This window comes from Specibacter sp. RAF43 (genome assembly GCF_052114065.1).
Lineage (GTDB): Bacteria > Actinomycetota > Actinomycetes > Actinomycetales > Micrococcaceae > Specibacter.
Genome location: NZ_JBFREA010000017.1, coordinates 50631 through 66767, shown reverse-complemented (window position 1 = coordinate 66767; position 16137 = coordinate 50631). Strand labels below are relative to the sequence as shown.

Genomic DNA, 16137 nt, shown 5'->3' with positions numbered 1-16137 from the left:
CCACTAACCTGAAGAAAGGTGAGTGTCAGCAGTGACTGCAACCACCGCCGCAAAAAAGTCCGGGCCGTCCCCCGGCGTACCAGGGGGCAAGTCCCGCAAGCCGCGCCGTGTCGGCTGGTGGCTGCCCTACGCACTCCTCGCGCCCGCCGTCGTCTTCGAACTGGTCATCCACGTCATCCCCATGGTGACGGGCATTTGGATGAGCTTCCTCAAGCTCACCAAGATGTTCATTGCCAACTGGGGCAACGCACCCTTCACCGGGGTCAAGAACTACCAGGTCGCCCTGGACTTCAACGGCGCCGTCGGCATGGGGCTGCTGAAGTCCTTCCTCATTACGGTCGCCTTTACCATCCTCGTCGTGGCGATCTCCTGGGCCCTGGGCATGGCGGCCGCCGTCGCCCTCCAAAAGACCTTTCGTGGCCGCGCCATCTTCCGCACCTTGTTCCTGATCCCCTACGCGCTGCCCATGTACGCCGGCGTCATTGCCTGGAAGTTCATGCTGCAAAAGGACACCGGCGCCGTCAACCATTTCCTGTACGACAACCTGGGCCTGGCCGGCGACAAGCCGTTCTGGCTGATTGGCGACAACGCCTTCGCGGCCGTCGTGGTCGTGGCCATCTGGCGCCTGTGGCCGTTCGCGTTCCTGATGCTCATGGCCGGGCTGCAGTCCATCCCGACCGACGTGTACGAGGCGTCCGCCGTGGACGGGGCCAAGCCGCTGCGCCAATGGTGGGCCATCACCGTCCCGATGCTCCGGCCCGTGAACCTAGTCCTGGTCCTGGTCATGTTCCTGTGGACGTTCAACGACTTCAACACTCCCTTTGTGCTGTTCGGCAACGCCCAGCCGCCGGCCGGGGACCTGATCTCCTTCCACATCTACAATGCGTCGTTCCTGACCTGGAACTTCGGCTCCGGCGCCGCCATGTCCGTCCTGCTCCTGCTGTTCCTGCTGCTGGTCAGCGGAATCTACCTGCTCTTCATGAAAAGGAGGAACCAGCGTGCATGAAACAACCGGCGCCAAAGCCTTTAGGGTCATCACGCTCACGCTGCTGAGCATTTTCACCATCGTCCCCATCTACGTGATGGTGATCTCGGGCATGAAGCCGCTGGCGGACGTCCAGGGCGCCTTCTCCTGGTGGCCCAGCGCGCTCACGCTTCAACCGTATGTGGACATGTGGAAAACCGTTCCGCTGGCCAACTACTTCGTGAACTCGGTGATCGTCTCCACCATCGCCACCGTGCTGTCCCTGATCATCGCCATCTTCGCCTCGTACGCGATCTCCCGCTACAAATTCCGCGGACGGTCGGTCTTCTCCACGACGGTCCTGTCCACGCAGATGCTCCCCGGCGTGCTGTTCCTGCTCCCGCTGTTCTTGATCTTCGTGAACATCAACACAAACTTCGGCATCCAGCTGGTGGGCACGCGCCTGGGCCTGATCATCACCTACCTGACGTTTTCGCTGCCCTTCTCCATCTGGATGCTGGCCGGCTACTTTGACGGCATTCCGCGAGAGCTGGACGAGGCCGCCAAGGTGGATGGCTGCGGCCCCATGCGCGCGCTGCTGACCGTCATCCTGCCCGCCGCCCGCCCCGGCCTGATCGCCGTTGCCATCTACAGTTTCATGACCAGCTGGGGCGAGGTCCTGTTCGCGTCAGTCATGACCACCGACGCCAACCGGACCCTGGCCGTGGGCCTGCAGCTCTACTCGACCCAGACCAATGTGTACTGGAACCAGATCATGGCCGCCTCCGTGGTGGTCAGCGTCCCCATCGTGATCGGCTTCCTGCTGCTGCAACGCAACTTCGTGGCCGGCCTGACCGCCGGCGCCGTCAAGTAGTTCCCTCGCCGTCACCGGTCGTTCGTCCGGTCGTTCGTCCGGCGGCGGAGCCGGCATTCCCTCGGTCGCTATCCGACTGACGGCCGCGGGCGGCCTTGCAGTCTCCTTGACGCGACCTCCGGGAACACCGGCTCCGCCGCCGGTCGTCGAGTGTGGCGTGCGGGCGGCCTTGCAGTCTCCTTGACGCGACCTCCGGGAACACCGGCCCCGCCGCGACCGGCGGCGGGCGGGGCTTAGATCGCGCAGCCGTCCGGGCCGCAGGCGGCGGCGTCGGGGGAAGCGTCGCCGGCGGCGACCATGGTCAGCGGGTGCGCTTCCTGCCACGCCTCCTCGAGCGCCTGGCTGAAGAGAGCCGCCGGCTGGGCGCCGGAAATGCCGTACTTGCGGTCAATGACAAAGAACGGGACCCCGGATACCCCCAGGGCGCGCGCCTCGGCAAAGTCGTGCCGGACGTCGTCGGCGTACTTGTCGGTGTCCAGTGCCTCGGTGATCTCGGCGGCAGCCAGGCCCGCGGCAACGCCGGTGCGGACCAGGAACTCGCGGCTGCCGATGTCCTCGCCACGTTCAAAGTGGGCCGACAGCAGGGCTTCCTTGACGGCGTCGCCCCGGCCGTGGGCGGCGGCCAGGTGGATCAGCTGGTGGGCATTGAAGCTGTTCGCCACCACGACGTCCTCGAACGAATAGTTCAGGCCCTCGCCCTTGGCCTGCTCGGCCACATGGGCGAACATGCCTGCCACCTGCGCCGGATCCATGCCCTTGCGCTCGGCCAGATAGCCCAGCTCGGTGCCGTCGTAATGGTCCGGGAGGGTGGGGTCGAGCTGGTAGCTGCGCCACTGCACCTCCACCGAATCCTTGTGCGGGAAGGCGGCCAGGGCGGTCTCAAAGCGGCGTTTTCCGATGTAGCACCACGGGCAGGCGACGTCGGACCAGATTTCAATCTTCATACTGGCGCCAACCGGGATGGCCCGGGTGTTATTCCGGGCCGGGATAAAGGCTGGCTTCGCCGGGGCCCGGATTTCGGGCCTGCAGTGGCGCGCGTCCGGCGAAGCCAACCAAACTTAGGCCGCGGTGAGCGCCCGCTTGGGTGCYGGCTCCCCGACCGGGCTCTCGTGCAGGTAGTTCGCGTAGGCGGAGAGCGTGAGGAACGCGGGGAACACCTCGCCCAGGGCCACATTTTCGAAGATCTCCCGGGCCTCGTCAAAGCGGTCCGCGTCAAAGCGCGGCAGCCGGGCGAATTCCTCGTCGAGCAGCTCGGTCACCCAGTCGTAGGTGATCAGCTCGCCCTGGTCGGTGATGGCCTGGCTGTGGATCCACTGCCAGATCTGGGAGCGGGAGATTTCCGCGGTGGCGGCGTCCTCCATGAGGTTGTTCAGGGCCACCGCGCCGTGGCCGCGCAGCCAGGATTCGATGTACTGGATGCCCACCCAGATGTTATCCCGGATGCCTTCCTCGGTGATGGTGCCCTGGGTGCCGGCGACGTCGAGCAGCGCGCGGTCGTCGGGTTCGACGTCGTCCCGGGTGCGGCTGATCTGGTTCGGGTTCCAGCCCAAGGTGGCGTCGAAGACCTCCATGGCCACCGGGACCAGGTCCGGGTGGGCCACCCAGGAACCGTCAAAGCCGTCGTTGGCTTCCCGGGTCTTGTCCGCCCGGACCTTCTCCATCGCATTGGCGTTGGCCTGCGGGTCGCGGCGGTTGGGGACAAAGGCGGCCATGCCGCCGATGGCCATGGCCCCGCGGCGGTGGCAGGCCCGGACCAGCTGCTCGGTGTAGGCCCGCATGAACGGCGCCGTCATCGTGATCTGGTTGCGGTCCGGCAGCACGAAGCGCGGGCCGCGGGTGCGGAAGTTCTTGATCACCGAGAACAGGTAGTCCCAGCGCCCGGCGTTCAGGCCCGCGGCGTGGTCGCGCAGTTCATAGAGGATTTCCTCCATTTCAAAGGCGGCCGTGATGGTCTCGATCAGCACGGTGGCACGGATGGTGCCCTGCGGGATGCCGAGCAGGTCCTGGGCCTGGATGAAGATGTCGTTCCACAGGCGGGCCTCCTGGTGGTTTTCAATCTTCGGCAGGTAGAAGTACGGCCCCTTGCCCTGGGCGAGCAGGCGGCGGGCGTTGTGGAAGAAGAACAGGCCGAAGTCCACGACGCCGCCGGCCATCGGCTTGCCGTTGATCAGCAGGTGCTTTTCCGGCAGGTGCCAGCCGCGCGGGCGCACCACAATGGTGGGCAGGTCCTCCTGCGGCGCCAGCTTGTACTCCTTGCCGTCGGGGGAGGTGAAGTCGATCCGCCGTTCCAGGGCGTCGATGAGGTTCAGCTGCCCGCGGATCACATTGCCCCACGTGGGCGTGGAGGCGTCCTCCATGTCCGCCAGCCACACCTTGGCGCCGGAGTTCAGCGCGTTGATGGTCATTTTCTTATCCACCGGGCCGGTGATTTCCACGCGGCGGTCCTCCAGGCCGGGGGCCGGGGGTGCCACCCGCCAGCGGGGGTCCTCGCGGATGGCGGCAGTCTCGGGCAGGAAGCGCGGATCGGAGCCGCTGAGGATTTGGGTGCGCCGCGTCTGGCGGGCCGCCAGCAGTTCCTGGCGGCGCCCGGCCGTCGTGCGGTTCAGGGCGGCAATGAAATCCAGGGCCTCGGGGGTGAGGATTTCCTCCTGGCGATGGATGGGCTGGGCCGTCATGGTGATGCCGTTGAAGGTGATGCCGTTCAAGCTGTTCGTCGAGTTCATGGGAGTCTCCTGTGCAAAAGAGCCGGTGGTCGGGCCGGTGATCGGATCACCGGGCCCGGCCACCGGGCTCGAGCTACGAAAGGGTTAGTGGAACTGCTGGGCTTCGGTGGAACCAGCCAATGCGAGCGTGCCGCTGTTTGGATTCAGCGCTGTCGCGACCAGATCGAAGTAGCCTGTGCCCACTTCGCGCTGGTGCTTGGTTGCGGTGTAGCCGCGGTCTTCGGAGCCAAATTCGCGCTCCTGCAGTTCGACGTAGGAGCTCATGCCGTTGCGGGCGTAGCCATGGGCAAGATCAAACATCGAGTAGTTCAGGGAGTGGAAACCAGCCAGGGTGATGAACTGGAAGGTGTATCCCATGGCGCCGAGTTCGCGCTGGAACTTGGCGATCGTTGCGTCGTCGAGGTTCTTTTTCCAGTTGAACGACGGCGAGCAATTGTAGGCGAGCATCTGGTCGGGGAATTCGGACTTGACGCCTTCGGCAAACGCCCGGGCGTGCTCCAGGTCCGGAGTGCCGGTCTCCATCCAGATGAGGTCGGCGTAGGGGGCGTAGGCGCGGGCCCGGGCAATGGAGGGCGCCAGGCCGTTGCGGACCTTGTAGAAGCCGTCCTCGGTGCGCTCCCCGGTCAGGAAGGGCCGGTCCCGCTCGTCGACGTCGGAGGTGATGAGGGTGGCGGCCTCGGCGTCCGTGCGGGCAATGATGACGGAGGGGACGCCGGCGACGTCGGCGGCGAGCCGTGCGGCGTTCAGCGTGCGGACGTGCGCCTTGGTCGGGATGAGGACCTTCCCGCCCAGGTGCCCGCACTTTTTTTCGCTGGCCAGCTGGTCCTCCCAGTGCACGCCCGAGGCGCCGGAGTCGATCATGGACTTCATCAGCTCGTAGGCGTTGAGGGGGCCGCCAAAGCCGGCTTCGGCGTCGGCCACGATCGGCACCAGCCAGTCCTCGACGCTCTGCTGGCCTTCGGAGAATTCGATCTGGTCCGCCCGCAGGAGCGCGTTGTTGATGCGCCGGACCACCTTGGGCACGGAGTCCACGGGGTAGAGGGACTGGTCCGGGTAGGTGTTGCCGTTGGAGTTGGCGTCCGCGGCGACCTGCCAGCCGGAGAGGTAGACGGCCTTCAGGCCGGCCTTGACCTGCTGGACCGCCTGGTTGCCGGTGAGGGCCCCGAGCGCGTTTGTGTAGCCGCCCGGTGCGGCGTTGCGCAGCTGGTTCCACAGTTTTTCGGAGCCGCGGCGCGCCAGGGTGTGTTCCTCCTGGACCCGGCCGCGGAGCTTGATGACGTCTTCGGCCGAGTAGGTGCGCTCGACGCCGTTCCAGCGGGGGTTGGCGGCCCACTCCAGTTCGAGGGCGGCGGCTGCCGCGGCGTTGCTCTGCTCCGGCGTCGTTGCGGGGTCAAATGCTGCAGTCATGGTGGTCGCTCCTTGTGGTCGATGGTTGAGCCTGTCGAAACCCGGTGATCGGGCCTCTCGAAACCCGCTTCCTTCTTCGTGATTTCCACTATTCCGGGGTTTTCCAAGGGTTTCTAGAGGTAATTACTGGAAAGATTTGCACTTCTTCTTGTATTCTCAAGAAATGAACAATGCAGGCTGGACACTGACCGGTTCGTCCCCCCGAGACGCCAGGGCGGGTGCCGCCGACGGCGAGCTGGACATGATTGCGCTGGGCCGGCGGGTGCGGCACCTGCGCAAGAAGCTGGGCATGACCCTGGATGACTTGAGCGCGCAGGTGGGGACCGCGCCGTCGCAGCTTTCCCTGATCGAAAACGGCAAACGCGAGCCCAAGCTGACGCTGCTGAAGCACCTGGCCGGGGTCCTCGGCGTCGGGCTTGACCAGCTGCTCGGGGCCGAGCCGCCCAGCCGCCGGGCGGCGCTGGAAATCGAGCTGGAAAAGGCCCAGCGCGGGCCCTTGTACCAATCGCTCGGACTGCCCACCGTCCGCGTCAGTTCGCGGCTTTCCATGGAAATTCTCGAGTCCCTGGTGGGCCTGCAGCACGAGCTGGAACGGCGCCTGGATGAGCAGTCGGCCACCCCCGAGGAGGCGCGCCGGGCCAACTCGGAATTGCGGCAGGAGATGAAGTCCCGGAACAACTACTACCCGGAGATTGAACGCCAGGCCCAGGACCTGCTCAAGGCCGTGGGCCACGACCGGGGACCGCTGTCCCACCACGTGGCGGCGGACATTGCCGAGCACCTGGGATTCGACCTGCACTACGTGGGGGATTTGCCCCATTCCACCCGCTCGGTGACCGATCTGAAGAATCACCGAATTTATCTGACGCACGGCCAGCGCTCCGACCACGACCCCCGCTCCGTGCTGCTGCAGGCGCTGGGGCACTTCGTGCTGGGGCACCAGACCCCGCGCGACTACGCGGACTTCCTGCGGCAACGGGTCTACACCAACTATTTTGCCGCGTCCCTCCTGATGCCCGAACGCGCCACGGTGGACTTCCTCACGGAGGCCAAGGCGGCCAAGGAACTGGCCATTGAGGACATCCGGGACGCCTTTGCCGTCTCCTATGAAACGGCCGCCCACCGGTTCACCAACCTGGCCACCGAGCATTTGGGCATCACCACGCACTTTCAAAAGGTGCATGAGTCCGGGATCATCCACAAGGCATATGAGAACGACGGCGTGAACTTCCCGGCCGACCATACCGGCGCCATTGAGGGCCAGGCCGTGTGCCGGTTCTGGACGTCGCGGGCGGTGTTTGAGGTTCCGGACAAGTTCCGCGCCTTCAACCAATACACGGACACCGCCGTGGGGACGTATTGGTGCACCGCCCGGACCGAGCGGCACTCCTCGGGGGAATACTCGCTGAGCATTGGCGTGCCGTATGCGCATGTGAAATGGTTCCGCGGCCGCGACACCACCGAGCGCTCGCAGTCCAAATGCCCGGACCCCTCGTGTTGCCGGCGCCCTCCGGAGGCGTTGTCGGCCGAATGGGCCGGCAACGCCTGGCCCTCGACCCGGGCGAATTCGCACCTGCTCGCCGCCATGCCGCAGGGCGCCTTCCCCGGCGTCGATGAGACCGAGGTCTACAAGTTCCTGGCGGCGCACCAGGAGCGGTAGGCCGCGCCCTTGACCGCCGCCCCGATGCGCACCATGCTGGCAATGACCGGCCGGTGGCCAACCCGGCGGCGGAGAGGAACGCATGGAGGCCCAGTGCCACAGGCTCGAGGGCAAGACGGCCGTCGTCACGGGCGCCAGCCGGGGGATAGGTCTCGCCGTCGCGCAGCGTCTGGCGGCCGAGGGCGCCCGCGTGTGCATCACCGCCCGGGGCGGGGAGCAGCTCCAGCGGGCGCTGGCGTCCCTCCCGGAGGGGACCGCCGTCGCCCTGGCCGGCCACGCGGACGACGCGAGCCATCGCAGCCAGGTGCTGGACGCCGTCGCCTTGCAGTTTGGCGGGCTGGACATCCTGGTCAACAACGCCGGCATCAACCCGGTGTTCGGCCCCTTGGCAACGGCCGAGCTGGACGCCGCCCGGAAGATCTTCGAGGTCAACATCCTGGCCACGCTCGCCTGGACCCAGGCCGCGCTGGCGCATCCGGGGCTGGATTTCCGGAAGCGGCGCGGGAGCGTCATCAACTTATCCTCCGTCAGCGCGGAGGTCCCGGCAGCCGGCCTGGGCCTGTACGGCATCAGCAAGGCCGCGGTGTCCCACCTCACGCGCACCCTGGCCGTGGAGCTGGCGCCGGACATCCGGGTGAACGCCGTGGCGCCGGCCGTGGTCAAGACCAATTTTGCCCGCGCACTCTATGAGGGCCGCGAGGAGCACGTGGCCGCCTCCTACCCGCTGCGGCGCCTGGGGACCCCCGACGACGTTGCCGCCGCGGTTGCCTTCCTCGTCTCCGCCGACGCCGGCTGGGTCACCGGGCAGGTGCTGACCCTCGACGGCGGCCTCCTCAACGCCGGCGGCCTCGCCTGACCCTGGCGATCGCTTTAGACCACCCGGTTTGCGCCCGCAGTATAGGCACAATAGCCCTGAGGGACCAGGAGTGCGATAAGCAGGAGAAGGGGGACTTGCCACCCACCGCTCCAATCATGCAACGCACCGATACACACCGGCCCCGCCGCAGCAAGCAAGTAGCCGGCGCTCTGACTCATTCCGGAGAGGGCGGCCGCGTCTCCGGGGCTTCTTGTACGCAAGACGATCAACAACAGGGCCAATCCGATCGCCCCGCCTTGACCCAGCCCCACCAGGATCACTGCCGGAAGGGCCAGTTGGGGTGTATATAGTATTCCGCCGAGGCCAAGACCTGCCATCAGGGTGACTATCAGCCCGGGCCAGCGCTGGTTTTTCATGCGGCCGGCAATGATCGGCACCAACAGCGACGTCAGGATGGCTGCCGTGCTGGCCAGCGCGAGGTAAAGTCCGGCCAGGGCCGGGTGGTACCCGCGGGACGTGAAGATTTCGGGCAACCAGGCGGTTACCGTGTAGTAGTGGAGCGACTGCAAGCCCATAAATCCGGTGACGGCCCAAGCTAGCGGACTCCGCCAAATGCGGGCCAGCTGGAACATGTTCGTGCTGCCCTGACCTCTTTTTTCCACCAGCTGTGGCAGCCATGCCAGGGTGCCGGCTATCGCGAGAATAATCCACATGCCAAGTGCGCCCCGCCAATCCCACCCCGCGGCGCGCGCGAGCGGGACGGTGATGCCGCTGGCCAGGGCGGCACCAGTAAACAGCCCGACAGAGTAGAAGCCCATCATGAGTCCCGGGCGCCTCGCGAAATCCTGCTTGATGAGGCCGGGAATCAATACATTGCCGGCGGTGATGGCCACGCCGATCAGGGCGGTTCCCACAAATAGGGCCGGCAACGAAGGTATCCATCGCATGCCGAATCCTGCAGTCAACAACAACAGGGACAGGAATACGGTCTTCTCCATGCCCAACCGTCGTGCGATGGGGGGCATCATCGGCGAGAGCAACCCAAAGCACAACAAGGGGATTGCCGTGAGGACCCCGATGGATGCCCCGCTGAGTCCGGTATCCGTCCTTAGGTCACCTACCACGGGAGCAACCGCGACGATGGCCGGGCGAAGATTGACGGCAACCAGCACCACCCCCATCGTGGTCCACATGGCCGTCCGTGATCTGGACCGTTCCGGCCGCAAAGTTTGAGTCAACGGGAAGGCCGGTTCGTGGCAACTCCGTCAAGTATCAGGCGAGTGTACTGACCCGCGAGTTCGGTTGTGGTGTAGCGGCCCTCGGGACGATGCCATCGAGCGGCCATGAAGGCCGCGTCTCGGATGAAGTAGTAGACCATTGAGGCGTCGACATCTGATCGAAACGCCCCTGTTTTCATTCCCTCACTGATGACAGCGGTCCAAAGCTCCCGCATCTCGTGTTCGAGGGCAGGGACGGTCGAGCTTGCATCGGTTGAAATATTTGCCCGTTCATTTTGAAAAAGGACCGTGGCTGCCCGATGGTCGTCCACGGACGCAAGCATGGCGCCGATCAATGCGGACAGGGTCTGCGCGCTGCCCCCCGGTATGTTGACTGCTTCCTTGTAACGATCCAGGAGGGTCTGCAGATAGTCAGTGAGCAGGTGGTCAACGATTTGGTCCCGCGAGGGGAAGAGTTCATCAAATCGATCCGCCGATTCTCCTGCCAGGTTGGCGATTTCCCTTGCCATGGTTCGGCGTGGGCCTCGCTCGGCAAACAAGGCGGCCACTTGCTCGGCCACCGATCGTGAATTGTCGGTCACCTCCATGGAACTGGTTGCCGGTTGCGGGGATATCTGGCCGAACTGGCCACGGAAGAATGCCAGGGGACTTGCCAGCTGCATAACGTCCAGATCGCGAACGCGGCCAATGACGATGTAGTGATCCCCGGATTCGACCACCTGCTCAATATCACAGTCAACCCAGGCCACCACGTTATTCAAGATGGGAGATCCAGATGCGCTTGGAGTCCACTCAACGTCTTCGAACTTGTTGCCGCCGCTCTTGGCGAACTTCCTACACAGGACTTCCTGGTCTGCACTGAGGACATTCGCGCAAAATGAGCCGGATTCATGGATTAGTGGCCAGCTGGTCGAGGACTTGTCGGGGAGAAAGGCGACGAGAGGAGGCTCGAGGGATACCGAGGTGAAAGTGCCGACCACCATACCCACTGGCATGCCGGCCGGTGTTGTGGCTGTGACAACAGACACGCCCGTTGGGTAGTGGCCAAGGACCTCGCGGAAACGTGCGCCGTCGATGGCGTTCATTTGGGTGTTCATTTGGGTGCTCCTTAGTGCAGGTGGATTAGACCGAGTCAAGGGTGGACGTCGCCCGAGGTGGTGTTGGCCGCCAGCAAGAGGCGGCTCTCCTGGTGGCTCACGAGGGGCCCGTGAGCTTCAAATGCAGCTTTCGCCGACTGCCACTCGGGATCCTTGCCGAACGCTTTCCAAGCGTCGTCCCGCTGCTCAGGGGATCGGAATCTCAGGAGGTACCAGAATTCATCTTCGTTACCGGATTCCCTCCACAGATTGACCAGATGCATGTTGTGCTTTTGGAACAGCGGGAGGGTTGCGACCCGGAACCGTTCCTCGAGTTGCTCGGCCTTGCCTGGGCATGCCACATAGTGACGCAGTTCGTAGATCACTTGTCTGCCTTTCAGTGCAGCTGATGTCGGAAGAAGCTCCGTTTGTTTGACTAATCATTCAATAGAATTACGGTCCACGTCAACCCTTTGCGCTAATGGATGCGGTGGACCGGGTGGAGACACCGCTCCGGCGTGCTTGCCAGCTGATGCCCGGAAAAAATCCGTTGACAGTCGTCGCTCCCCGTGGTTGACTAACTGCTCAATAGACAATTTGAATGATTGTTTATTAGATTTCCCACGATGAGGTCGGAATGGTCGTGGCTGGCCCTTGGTCGGCCGCGCTGGGGGTGTCCGGGTGACTCAAGGAAAAAACGAAAATCACCGCAATACAGGATCAGTTTCGGATCTGGGCCGGTTCGGCCCGTGTCCAACGATGAGTAAGGATGACCCCAAATGAGAAAAATGCCAAAGGCAGTATGGGCTGGGATGGTGGGCTTGTCGTTTCTGTTGACAGCCTGTGGCGGTCCGGCACAAAGTGCCAGCAACGACAATCAACCGATCAAGATCGGAGCCGTCCTTTCCCTGACTGGTCCGGCGGCAGCATTCGGCATTCCAGAGCGCAACGCAGCGCAGGTTGCCGTGGACAAGGTCAATGCCGAAGGTGGCATCAAGGGTCGGCAACTGGAACTGGTGGTTGCCGATGATAAGACAAATCCAACAGAAGCGGCTCGGGCGGCCCAACGGTTGATTTCCTCCCAGGGCGTGGTGGCGATTGTCGGATCGAGTACCGGCAGCGGGACGCTTGCGATGGCTCCCGTGGCGGCTCAGAACAAAGTTCCGGTCTTGGCCCCGAACGGTACCATCGGGGTAACGGACCCTGCTCAGAGCTTCTTTCCCTGGGTCTTTCGCACTTCTGTCAGCGACACGGTAACCATCCCTGCTCTCCTTGAGCGGGCGAAGAAAGATGGCCACCGCAAGATCGCCGTGTTCTACCAGGAAGACGCCTTAGGTCGATTCTCCGCGGAGCTGCTGCAGAAGATGGACGCGAAGGATGACCAGTTCGAAATTGTTTCAGCTGCCGCCGTGCCCTTGGAGGCGACCGATGTTTCAGCGCAGGCGACGAAAATCCGCGAAGCCAAACCTGATGCCGTAATCCTGCCGCTCTCTTCGGTCGGTGTCGGTGGTTCATTCCTGCGAACAACTCATGAACTTGGACTAAATGTCCCCATGTACGGTGCTTTGGCCGTAGCCCAGGATGCCATTATCAAGAATGCCGGCGAAGAGGCCAGCAAACGTCTCATCGTAGCGAACATGATCAATCCCAGTGCTCCCACCGTAGAACAACAGAAGCTTTACGATTTGATCCGGAAAGCCGGAAACGAACCGGCAGGAGGGTTTGCCGATCTGTTTGGTGCCAACTCCATCGCTGTTGCGGCCGCTGCCCTGAAGGAAGCTTCGACAGTGAGTGGTGAAGGCCTGCGGGATGCCTTGGAAAACGGGAAAGAGTATGTGGCCTGGGCGATTCAACCGTATCGCTATAGCGCCGACAACCATGACGGCTTGGCTTCGAATGCGTTGGTTTGGACAACGGTTGACCGCGGAAAGTTTGTCTCCGCGGACTGACCTGGCCGGATAAGGACTAATTCCATGTTGGAGGATCCATGACAACACTAATCAACTTCATCATCATCGGCTTGGCATTGGGGGCCATATATGGCCTCTTGGCGACGTCGATGGGCCTGATCTTGCAGACCACAACCATGCTTGACCTCGGTGTAGGTGCCTATGCGGCGGTGGGTGGAATGGTGGCTGCGGCGGTGGGCCTGCCGTGGGGAATCCTGGCCGGCATTGGCGCGGCCGCAACCATGGCGTTGCTGATGGGAACAATATTTCTCGCCCTCCAGAAGAAGGGTGCCACTGATTCCATTTCTGCCGCTTTTGCCAGTATTGGAATACTCTTCGCGGCCACGTCGCTGGTTCTGTGGTCATTTGGCACGAACCCTCGCCATGTTGCGCTCCTCTCCGGGAATTGGGCGCTGGGCGGAGTGTCCGTCAACCGGCAATCGGTCTTCAATATCGCCGTTGCTCTCTCGCTGGTTGGAGCCGTGATCTGGATTATGTATAAGACATCGCTCGGGCAGACGTTACGGGCTTCGGCGGTCAGCGCCCGGAGCGCGGAATTGACCGGTATTCCCGTAAAGCGGGTCCAGTTGTCTGTTTTTGCCATCAGTGGCGCTCTGGCCGGTATTGCCGGGGTACTGATGGTGTTTACACGGGGAATGTCATACGGCCTGGGATTGACCCTTACCATCGCGGCCTTTGGAGCCATGATCGTATTCGGCGCCAAGGGGCTGATCGCCGTCTTTGCCGGGGGCATGGTCATTGGTGCGGTGGAAGCGATGGGTGCCGGATATTTTCCCGCCTCCTTCGCTTCGATGGTTCCACTGGTGTTCATCCTCGTCATATTGATGACCGGGCGCTTTAAACTAGAAGTGGGAGCGCGACCATGACTACACAAATGGCGCGTCGGAATCACCTGTTCAACAACGGCTCTTCCCCTGTTGTGGTGATGATAATACTGGTCGCGGCGGTCACACCGTTCATAGCCGGAAATCCGGGCTACCTGGACACGTCTGTAACCATCGCGACTTTTTCAGTCATCGCCGTCTCACTTGGACTCAGCTACGGTCTTGGCGGGATGCTCTCGTTCGCTCAGGCGACGTTCGCCTCACTGGGCGCCTATGCAACGGCCATTGTCACCATGAACATGGGAGTGTCCCCCCTCATCGGGTTGATATTCTCCATCGCCGTTCCACTCGTGCTCGCCTTCTGCATGGCCAGACTGATCGTCCGGCTGTCGCCGCTTGCACTTGGATTGGCGACACTGGCATTTAGCCAGCTGATCCAATTGTTGGTCAACGAGGGCGGGGACCTGACCGGTGGTTACGTGGGACTCTCGGGTATCCCGCCCATCCCCTTCCTGCCGAACCTGTTTTGGGGGCATCTTTTCGGCTGGTTTCTTGTGGCAGTGGTCCTGGTCATCTACGTCCGGCTGCGAACCTCCAATCAGGGCCGCGCCCTTCGCACGATCAGCACCGATTCCGTCTTGGCCGCAAGCCTTGGCATTCCCGTCACGGCCCGCTTGTCGGCCGCGTTCGCTCTCGCGGGGGGACTGGCAGGGTTGGGAGGATGGTACTACGCGCATATGCGAAGTTACATGGCTCCGTCGTCGCTTTCGCTTGATCTATCCTTCATGATTGCCATTGCTGTAATCGTCGGCGGACGACGGACGCTGCTCGGTCCGATTATCGGCGTCGTCTTGGTTGTTCTCCTGCAGGACTCGGTACCAGGTAGCGAAGTGCACGGCATGTTCTACGGGGTGGGACTGATCATCGCCCTGCTTGTGTTCCCCGAGGGCGTGCTGGGCGAGGACTGGAGGGCACGGTGGCGGCGATGGTTCCGTCGCGGCATTGGCACGCCGCCCAATGCCTCCGAGCACACACGGGGCGCGGAGGCGCGCGTAGACGAGTTGTCGACCAAGATTCCGGCAGGAGATGCACAGTGAGTGTTCTAGCGAACGGCATAAGCGTTAGGTTTGGCGGACTGCAGGCGCTGCAGGACGTTCATATCGAGATAGGGCAGGGGAGAGTTCAGGCCTTGATCGGCCCCAATGGAGCCGGCAAGACCACGCTGCTGAACGTACTTTCAGGTTTTGTTCAACCGACCGCCGGCCTCATTTCGGTCAACGGGAAAGACGTTACTCGGGAACCCTCCCACAAGAGGGCCTGGGGAGGGGTGGCTCGGTCGTTTCAGACGCCTCGTTTTGTGCCGCACGCCACCGTCCGCGAGAACGTGCTGGCCGGATTTTACCCGCATGCGAAATCCAAAATAGTCTCCACGATGCTCGGATTGCCAAGACAGCGCCGCGAAGAGAAGGATATGCAGCGGAAAACCGAGGAATTGATTTCGCGTTTCGGCCTGGAGGAGGTTGCCGACGAACGCGCGGCGGATGTACCGCTCTGGAGATTACGGGTTATGGAGATTGCCCGCTGCATGACTATCAGCCCGCGGTATGTCTTTCTTGACGAACCTGCCGCGGGATCGGATGAAAACGAGCGCCGAATGCTGGCCCAACATGTGAGAAGTCTCAGGGACTCGGGCGTCGGCGTATTGATTGTCGAACACAACTTCGGATTCATCAAGAGTGTCTGCGAATCGGTCACTGTCTTGGCTCAAGGGCAGCTTCTGGCTTCCGGAGCACCGGAGGCCATTGAGGAGGATCCCCGCGTGGTGGAGGTCTATTTGGGCAAGGAGGAGAGCTGATGACAAAACACGCAGAAATACTTCTTGAGTGCTCGGGCATCTCGGCCCGGTACGGCCACATCAGGGTATGCCGTGAGGTGAACTTTAGTGTCGGAGCCGGAGAGATTGTGACGGTTCTGGGGCCCAACGGTGCCGGGAAAACCAGCCTGCTGGGCTCGATTGCCGGGATTGTCGCCGGTGAAGGGGCGATTTCGGTTCGGGGCAAATCCATCGATCGTCTGCCTGCGTACAGGCGAGCCCGTGCGGGGCTCCGCCTTGTCCCGGAAGGACGTGGTCTATTCGGGACGATGACCGTCCGGGAGAATCTTCTGCTTGGCTCGCGGCTCGCCCCTGAGGATCGGCGCCATGAACTCATAGCGAAGGCGACCCAATTGTTTCCTGTCCTGGCCGATCGCATGGAGCAAAGGGCGAGAGATATGTCCGGAGGGGAGCAGCAGATGCTTGCCGTGGGCAAAGCGATAGCCGGCGACCCGACCGTCTTGATGCTTGACGAGCCAACCCAAGGTCTGGCCCCTCAGGTCTTCGACATCCTTCGCAGGGCTTTGGAGGCGCTGAGGAATGACGGAATGGGCATTGTCCTTGTTGAACAGCACCATGCTTTTGCCGCCTCTGTGGCCGACCGAAATATTGTGCTGGTCAATGGACAGATTGTCCATTCGGGCGAGGCGGGACAGATTCTTGGTCGCGAGGCGCTGATGGCAAGCTACACGGAATCAGAAATATAGATCC

General features: G+C 62.9%; 15 protein-coding genes. 9 read left to right on the top strand and 6 right to left on the bottom strand.

The window, feature by feature from the left end; all coding sequences use genetic code 11:
- Window positions 1–31 precede the first annotated feature (31 nt).
- Entirely contained in the window at window positions 32–1006 is a 975-nt protein-coding gene (locus AB4Y80_RS11035) for a carbohydrate ABC transporter permease (protein WP_442214174.1), read from the top strand.
- On the top strand, window positions 999–1838 hold the full coding sequence (locus tag AB4Y80_RS11030) for a carbohydrate ABC transporter permease (RefSeq protein ID WP_442214173.1): 840 nt from the start codon (window positions 999–1001) through the stop codon (window positions 1836–1838). Before AB4Y80_RS11035 ends, AB4Y80_RS11030 begins: the two co-directional genes overlap by 8 nt.
- A 233-nt stretch (window positions 1839–2071) precedes the next feature.
- Here the strand turns inward: AB4Y80_RS11030 and AB4Y80_RS11025 are convergent, their stop codons facing one another.
- The 3 genes from AB4Y80_RS11025 to aceA form a co-directional block, all read right to left on the bottom strand.
- A complete protein-coding gene (locus AB4Y80_RS11025) occupies window positions 2072–2782 on the bottom strand; it encodes a DsbA family oxidoreductase (protein WP_442214172.1) in 711 nt (236 codons plus the stop codon).
- Between the two features lie 114 nt (window positions 2783–2896).
- Window positions 2897–4561 (bottom strand): malate synthase A, encoded by a 1665-nt coding sequence (aceB, locus tag AB4Y80_RS11020; protein WP_442214171.1) that lies wholly within the window; start codon window positions 4559–4561, stop codon window positions 2897–2899.
- 84 nt (window positions 4562–4645) lie between these two features.
- Window positions 4646–5968, bottom strand: coding sequence for an isocitrate lyase (gene aceA, locus AB4Y80_RS11015; protein WP_442214170.1), 1323 nt, complete (start codon window positions 5966–5968; stop codon window positions 4646–4648).
- Between the two features lie 136 nt (window positions 5969–6104).
- Between aceA and AB4Y80_RS11010 the strand changes: the two genes are divergently transcribed.
- Together AB4Y80_RS11010 and AB4Y80_RS11005 are read left to right on the top strand one after the other, a co-directional pair.
- Window positions 6105–7628, top strand: coding sequence for a helix-turn-helix domain-containing protein (locus AB4Y80_RS11010; protein ID WP_442214169.1), 1524 nt, complete (start codon window positions 6105–6107; stop codon window positions 7626–7628).
- 82 nt (window positions 7629–7710) lie between these two features.
- The gene (locus AB4Y80_RS11005) at window positions 7711–8484 is read left to right on the top strand and encodes an SDR family oxidoreductase (RefSeq protein ID WP_442214168.1); all 774 of its coding nucleotides are present in this window, start codon (window positions 7711–7713) and stop codon (window positions 8482–8484) included.
- Between the two features lie 14 nt (window positions 8485–8498).
- On the opposite strand, the gene AB4Y80_RS11000 is transcribed toward AB4Y80_RS11005, so the two are convergent.
- The 3 genes from AB4Y80_RS11000 to AB4Y80_RS10990 are packed head-to-tail and all read right to left on the bottom strand — an operon-like array spanning window position 8499 to window position 11145.
- On the bottom strand, window positions 8499–9638 hold the full coding sequence (locus AB4Y80_RS11000) for a CynX/NimT family MFS transporter (protein ID WP_442214167.1): 1140 nt from the start codon (window positions 9636–9638) through the stop codon (window positions 8499–8501).
- Window positions 9639–9679: 41 nt separating this feature from the next.
- Window positions 9680–10780 (bottom strand): flavin reductase, encoded by a 1101-nt coding sequence (locus AB4Y80_RS10995; RefSeq protein ID WP_442214165.1) that lies wholly within the window; start codon window positions 10778–10780, stop codon window positions 9680–9682.
- 35 nt (window positions 10781–10815) lie between these two features.
- A complete protein-coding gene (locus tag AB4Y80_RS10990; protein ID WP_442214164.1) occupies window positions 10816–11145 on the bottom strand; it encodes an NIPSNAP family protein in 330 nt (109 codons plus the stop codon).
- Between the two features lie 393 nt (window positions 11146–11538).
- Here AB4Y80_RS10990 and AB4Y80_RS10985 point away from each other — a divergent pair, with 393 nt between their 5' ends.
- The 5 genes from AB4Y80_RS10985 to AB4Y80_RS10965 are packed head-to-tail and all read left to right on the top strand — an operon-like array spanning window position 11539 to window position 16133.
- Entirely contained in the window at window positions 11539–12708 is a 1170-nt protein-coding gene (locus tag AB4Y80_RS10985) for an ABC transporter substrate-binding protein (protein WP_442214163.1), read from the top strand.
- A 38-nt stretch (window positions 12709–12746) separates the two neighbouring features.
- On the top strand, window positions 12747–13595 hold the full coding sequence (locus tag AB4Y80_RS10980) for a branched-chain amino acid ABC transporter permease (RefSeq protein WP_442214162.1): 849 nt from the start codon (window positions 12747–12749) through the stop codon (window positions 13593–13595).
- Window positions 13592–14650 (top strand): branched-chain amino acid ABC transporter permease, encoded by a 1059-nt coding sequence (locus tag AB4Y80_RS10975; protein WP_442214161.1) that lies wholly within the window; start codon window positions 13592–13594, stop codon window positions 14648–14650. Before AB4Y80_RS10980 ends, AB4Y80_RS10975 begins: the two co-directional genes overlap by 4 nt.
- Window positions 14647–15408: an ABC transporter ATP-binding protein gene (locus AB4Y80_RS10970; protein WP_442214160.1), complete on the top strand. Its 762-nt coding sequence runs from the start codon at window positions 14647–14649 to the stop codon at window positions 15406–15408. Before AB4Y80_RS10975 ends, AB4Y80_RS10970 begins: the two co-directional genes overlap by 4 nt.
- Window positions 15408–16133, top strand: a complete 726-nt coding sequence (locus AB4Y80_RS10965) for an ABC transporter ATP-binding protein (protein ID WP_442214159.1) — start codon at window positions 15408–15410, stop codon at window positions 16131–16133. The genes AB4Y80_RS10970 and AB4Y80_RS10965 overlap by 1 nt, the downstream gene beginning before the upstream one ends.
- Window positions 16134–16137 lie beyond the last annotated feature (4 nt).

Excerpts from the sequence above, each read along its gene's own strand:
- AB4Y80_RS11025 (WP_442214172.1), bottom strand. The coding sequence starts at position 2,782 with ATGAAGATTGAAATCTGGTCCGACGTCGCCTGCCCGTGGTGCTACATC.
- aceA (WP_442214170.1), bottom strand. The coding sequence starts at position 5,968 with ATGACTGCAGCATTTGACCCCGCAACGACGCCGGAGCAGAGCAACGCC.
- AB4Y80_RS11005 (WP_442214168.1), top strand. The coding sequence starts at position 7,711 with ATGGAGGCCCAGTGCCACAGGCTCGAGGGCAAGACGGCCGTCGTCACG.
- AB4Y80_RS11000 (WP_442214167.1), bottom strand. The coding sequence starts at position 9,638 with ATGTGGACCACGATGGGGGTGGTGCTGGTTGCCGTCAATCTTCGCCCG.
- AB4Y80_RS10995 (WP_442214165.1), bottom strand. The coding sequence starts at position 10,780 with ATGAACACCCAAATGAACGCCATCGACGGCGCACGTTTCCGCGAGGTC.
- AB4Y80_RS10985 (WP_442214163.1), top strand. The coding sequence starts at position 11,539 with ATGAGAAAAATGCCAAAGGCAGTATGGGCTGGGATGGTGGGCTTGTCG.
- AB4Y80_RS10980 (WP_442214162.1), top strand. The coding sequence starts at position 12,747 with ATGACAACACTAATCAACTTCATCATCATCGGCTTGGCATTGGGGGCC.
- AB4Y80_RS10975 (WP_442214161.1), top strand. The coding sequence starts at position 13,592 with ATGACTACACAAATGGCGCGTCGGAATCACCTGTTCAACAACGGCTCT.
- AB4Y80_RS10965 (WP_442214159.1), top strand. The coding sequence starts at position 15,408 with ATGACAAAACACGCAGAAATACTTCTTGAGTGCTCGGGCATCTCGGCC.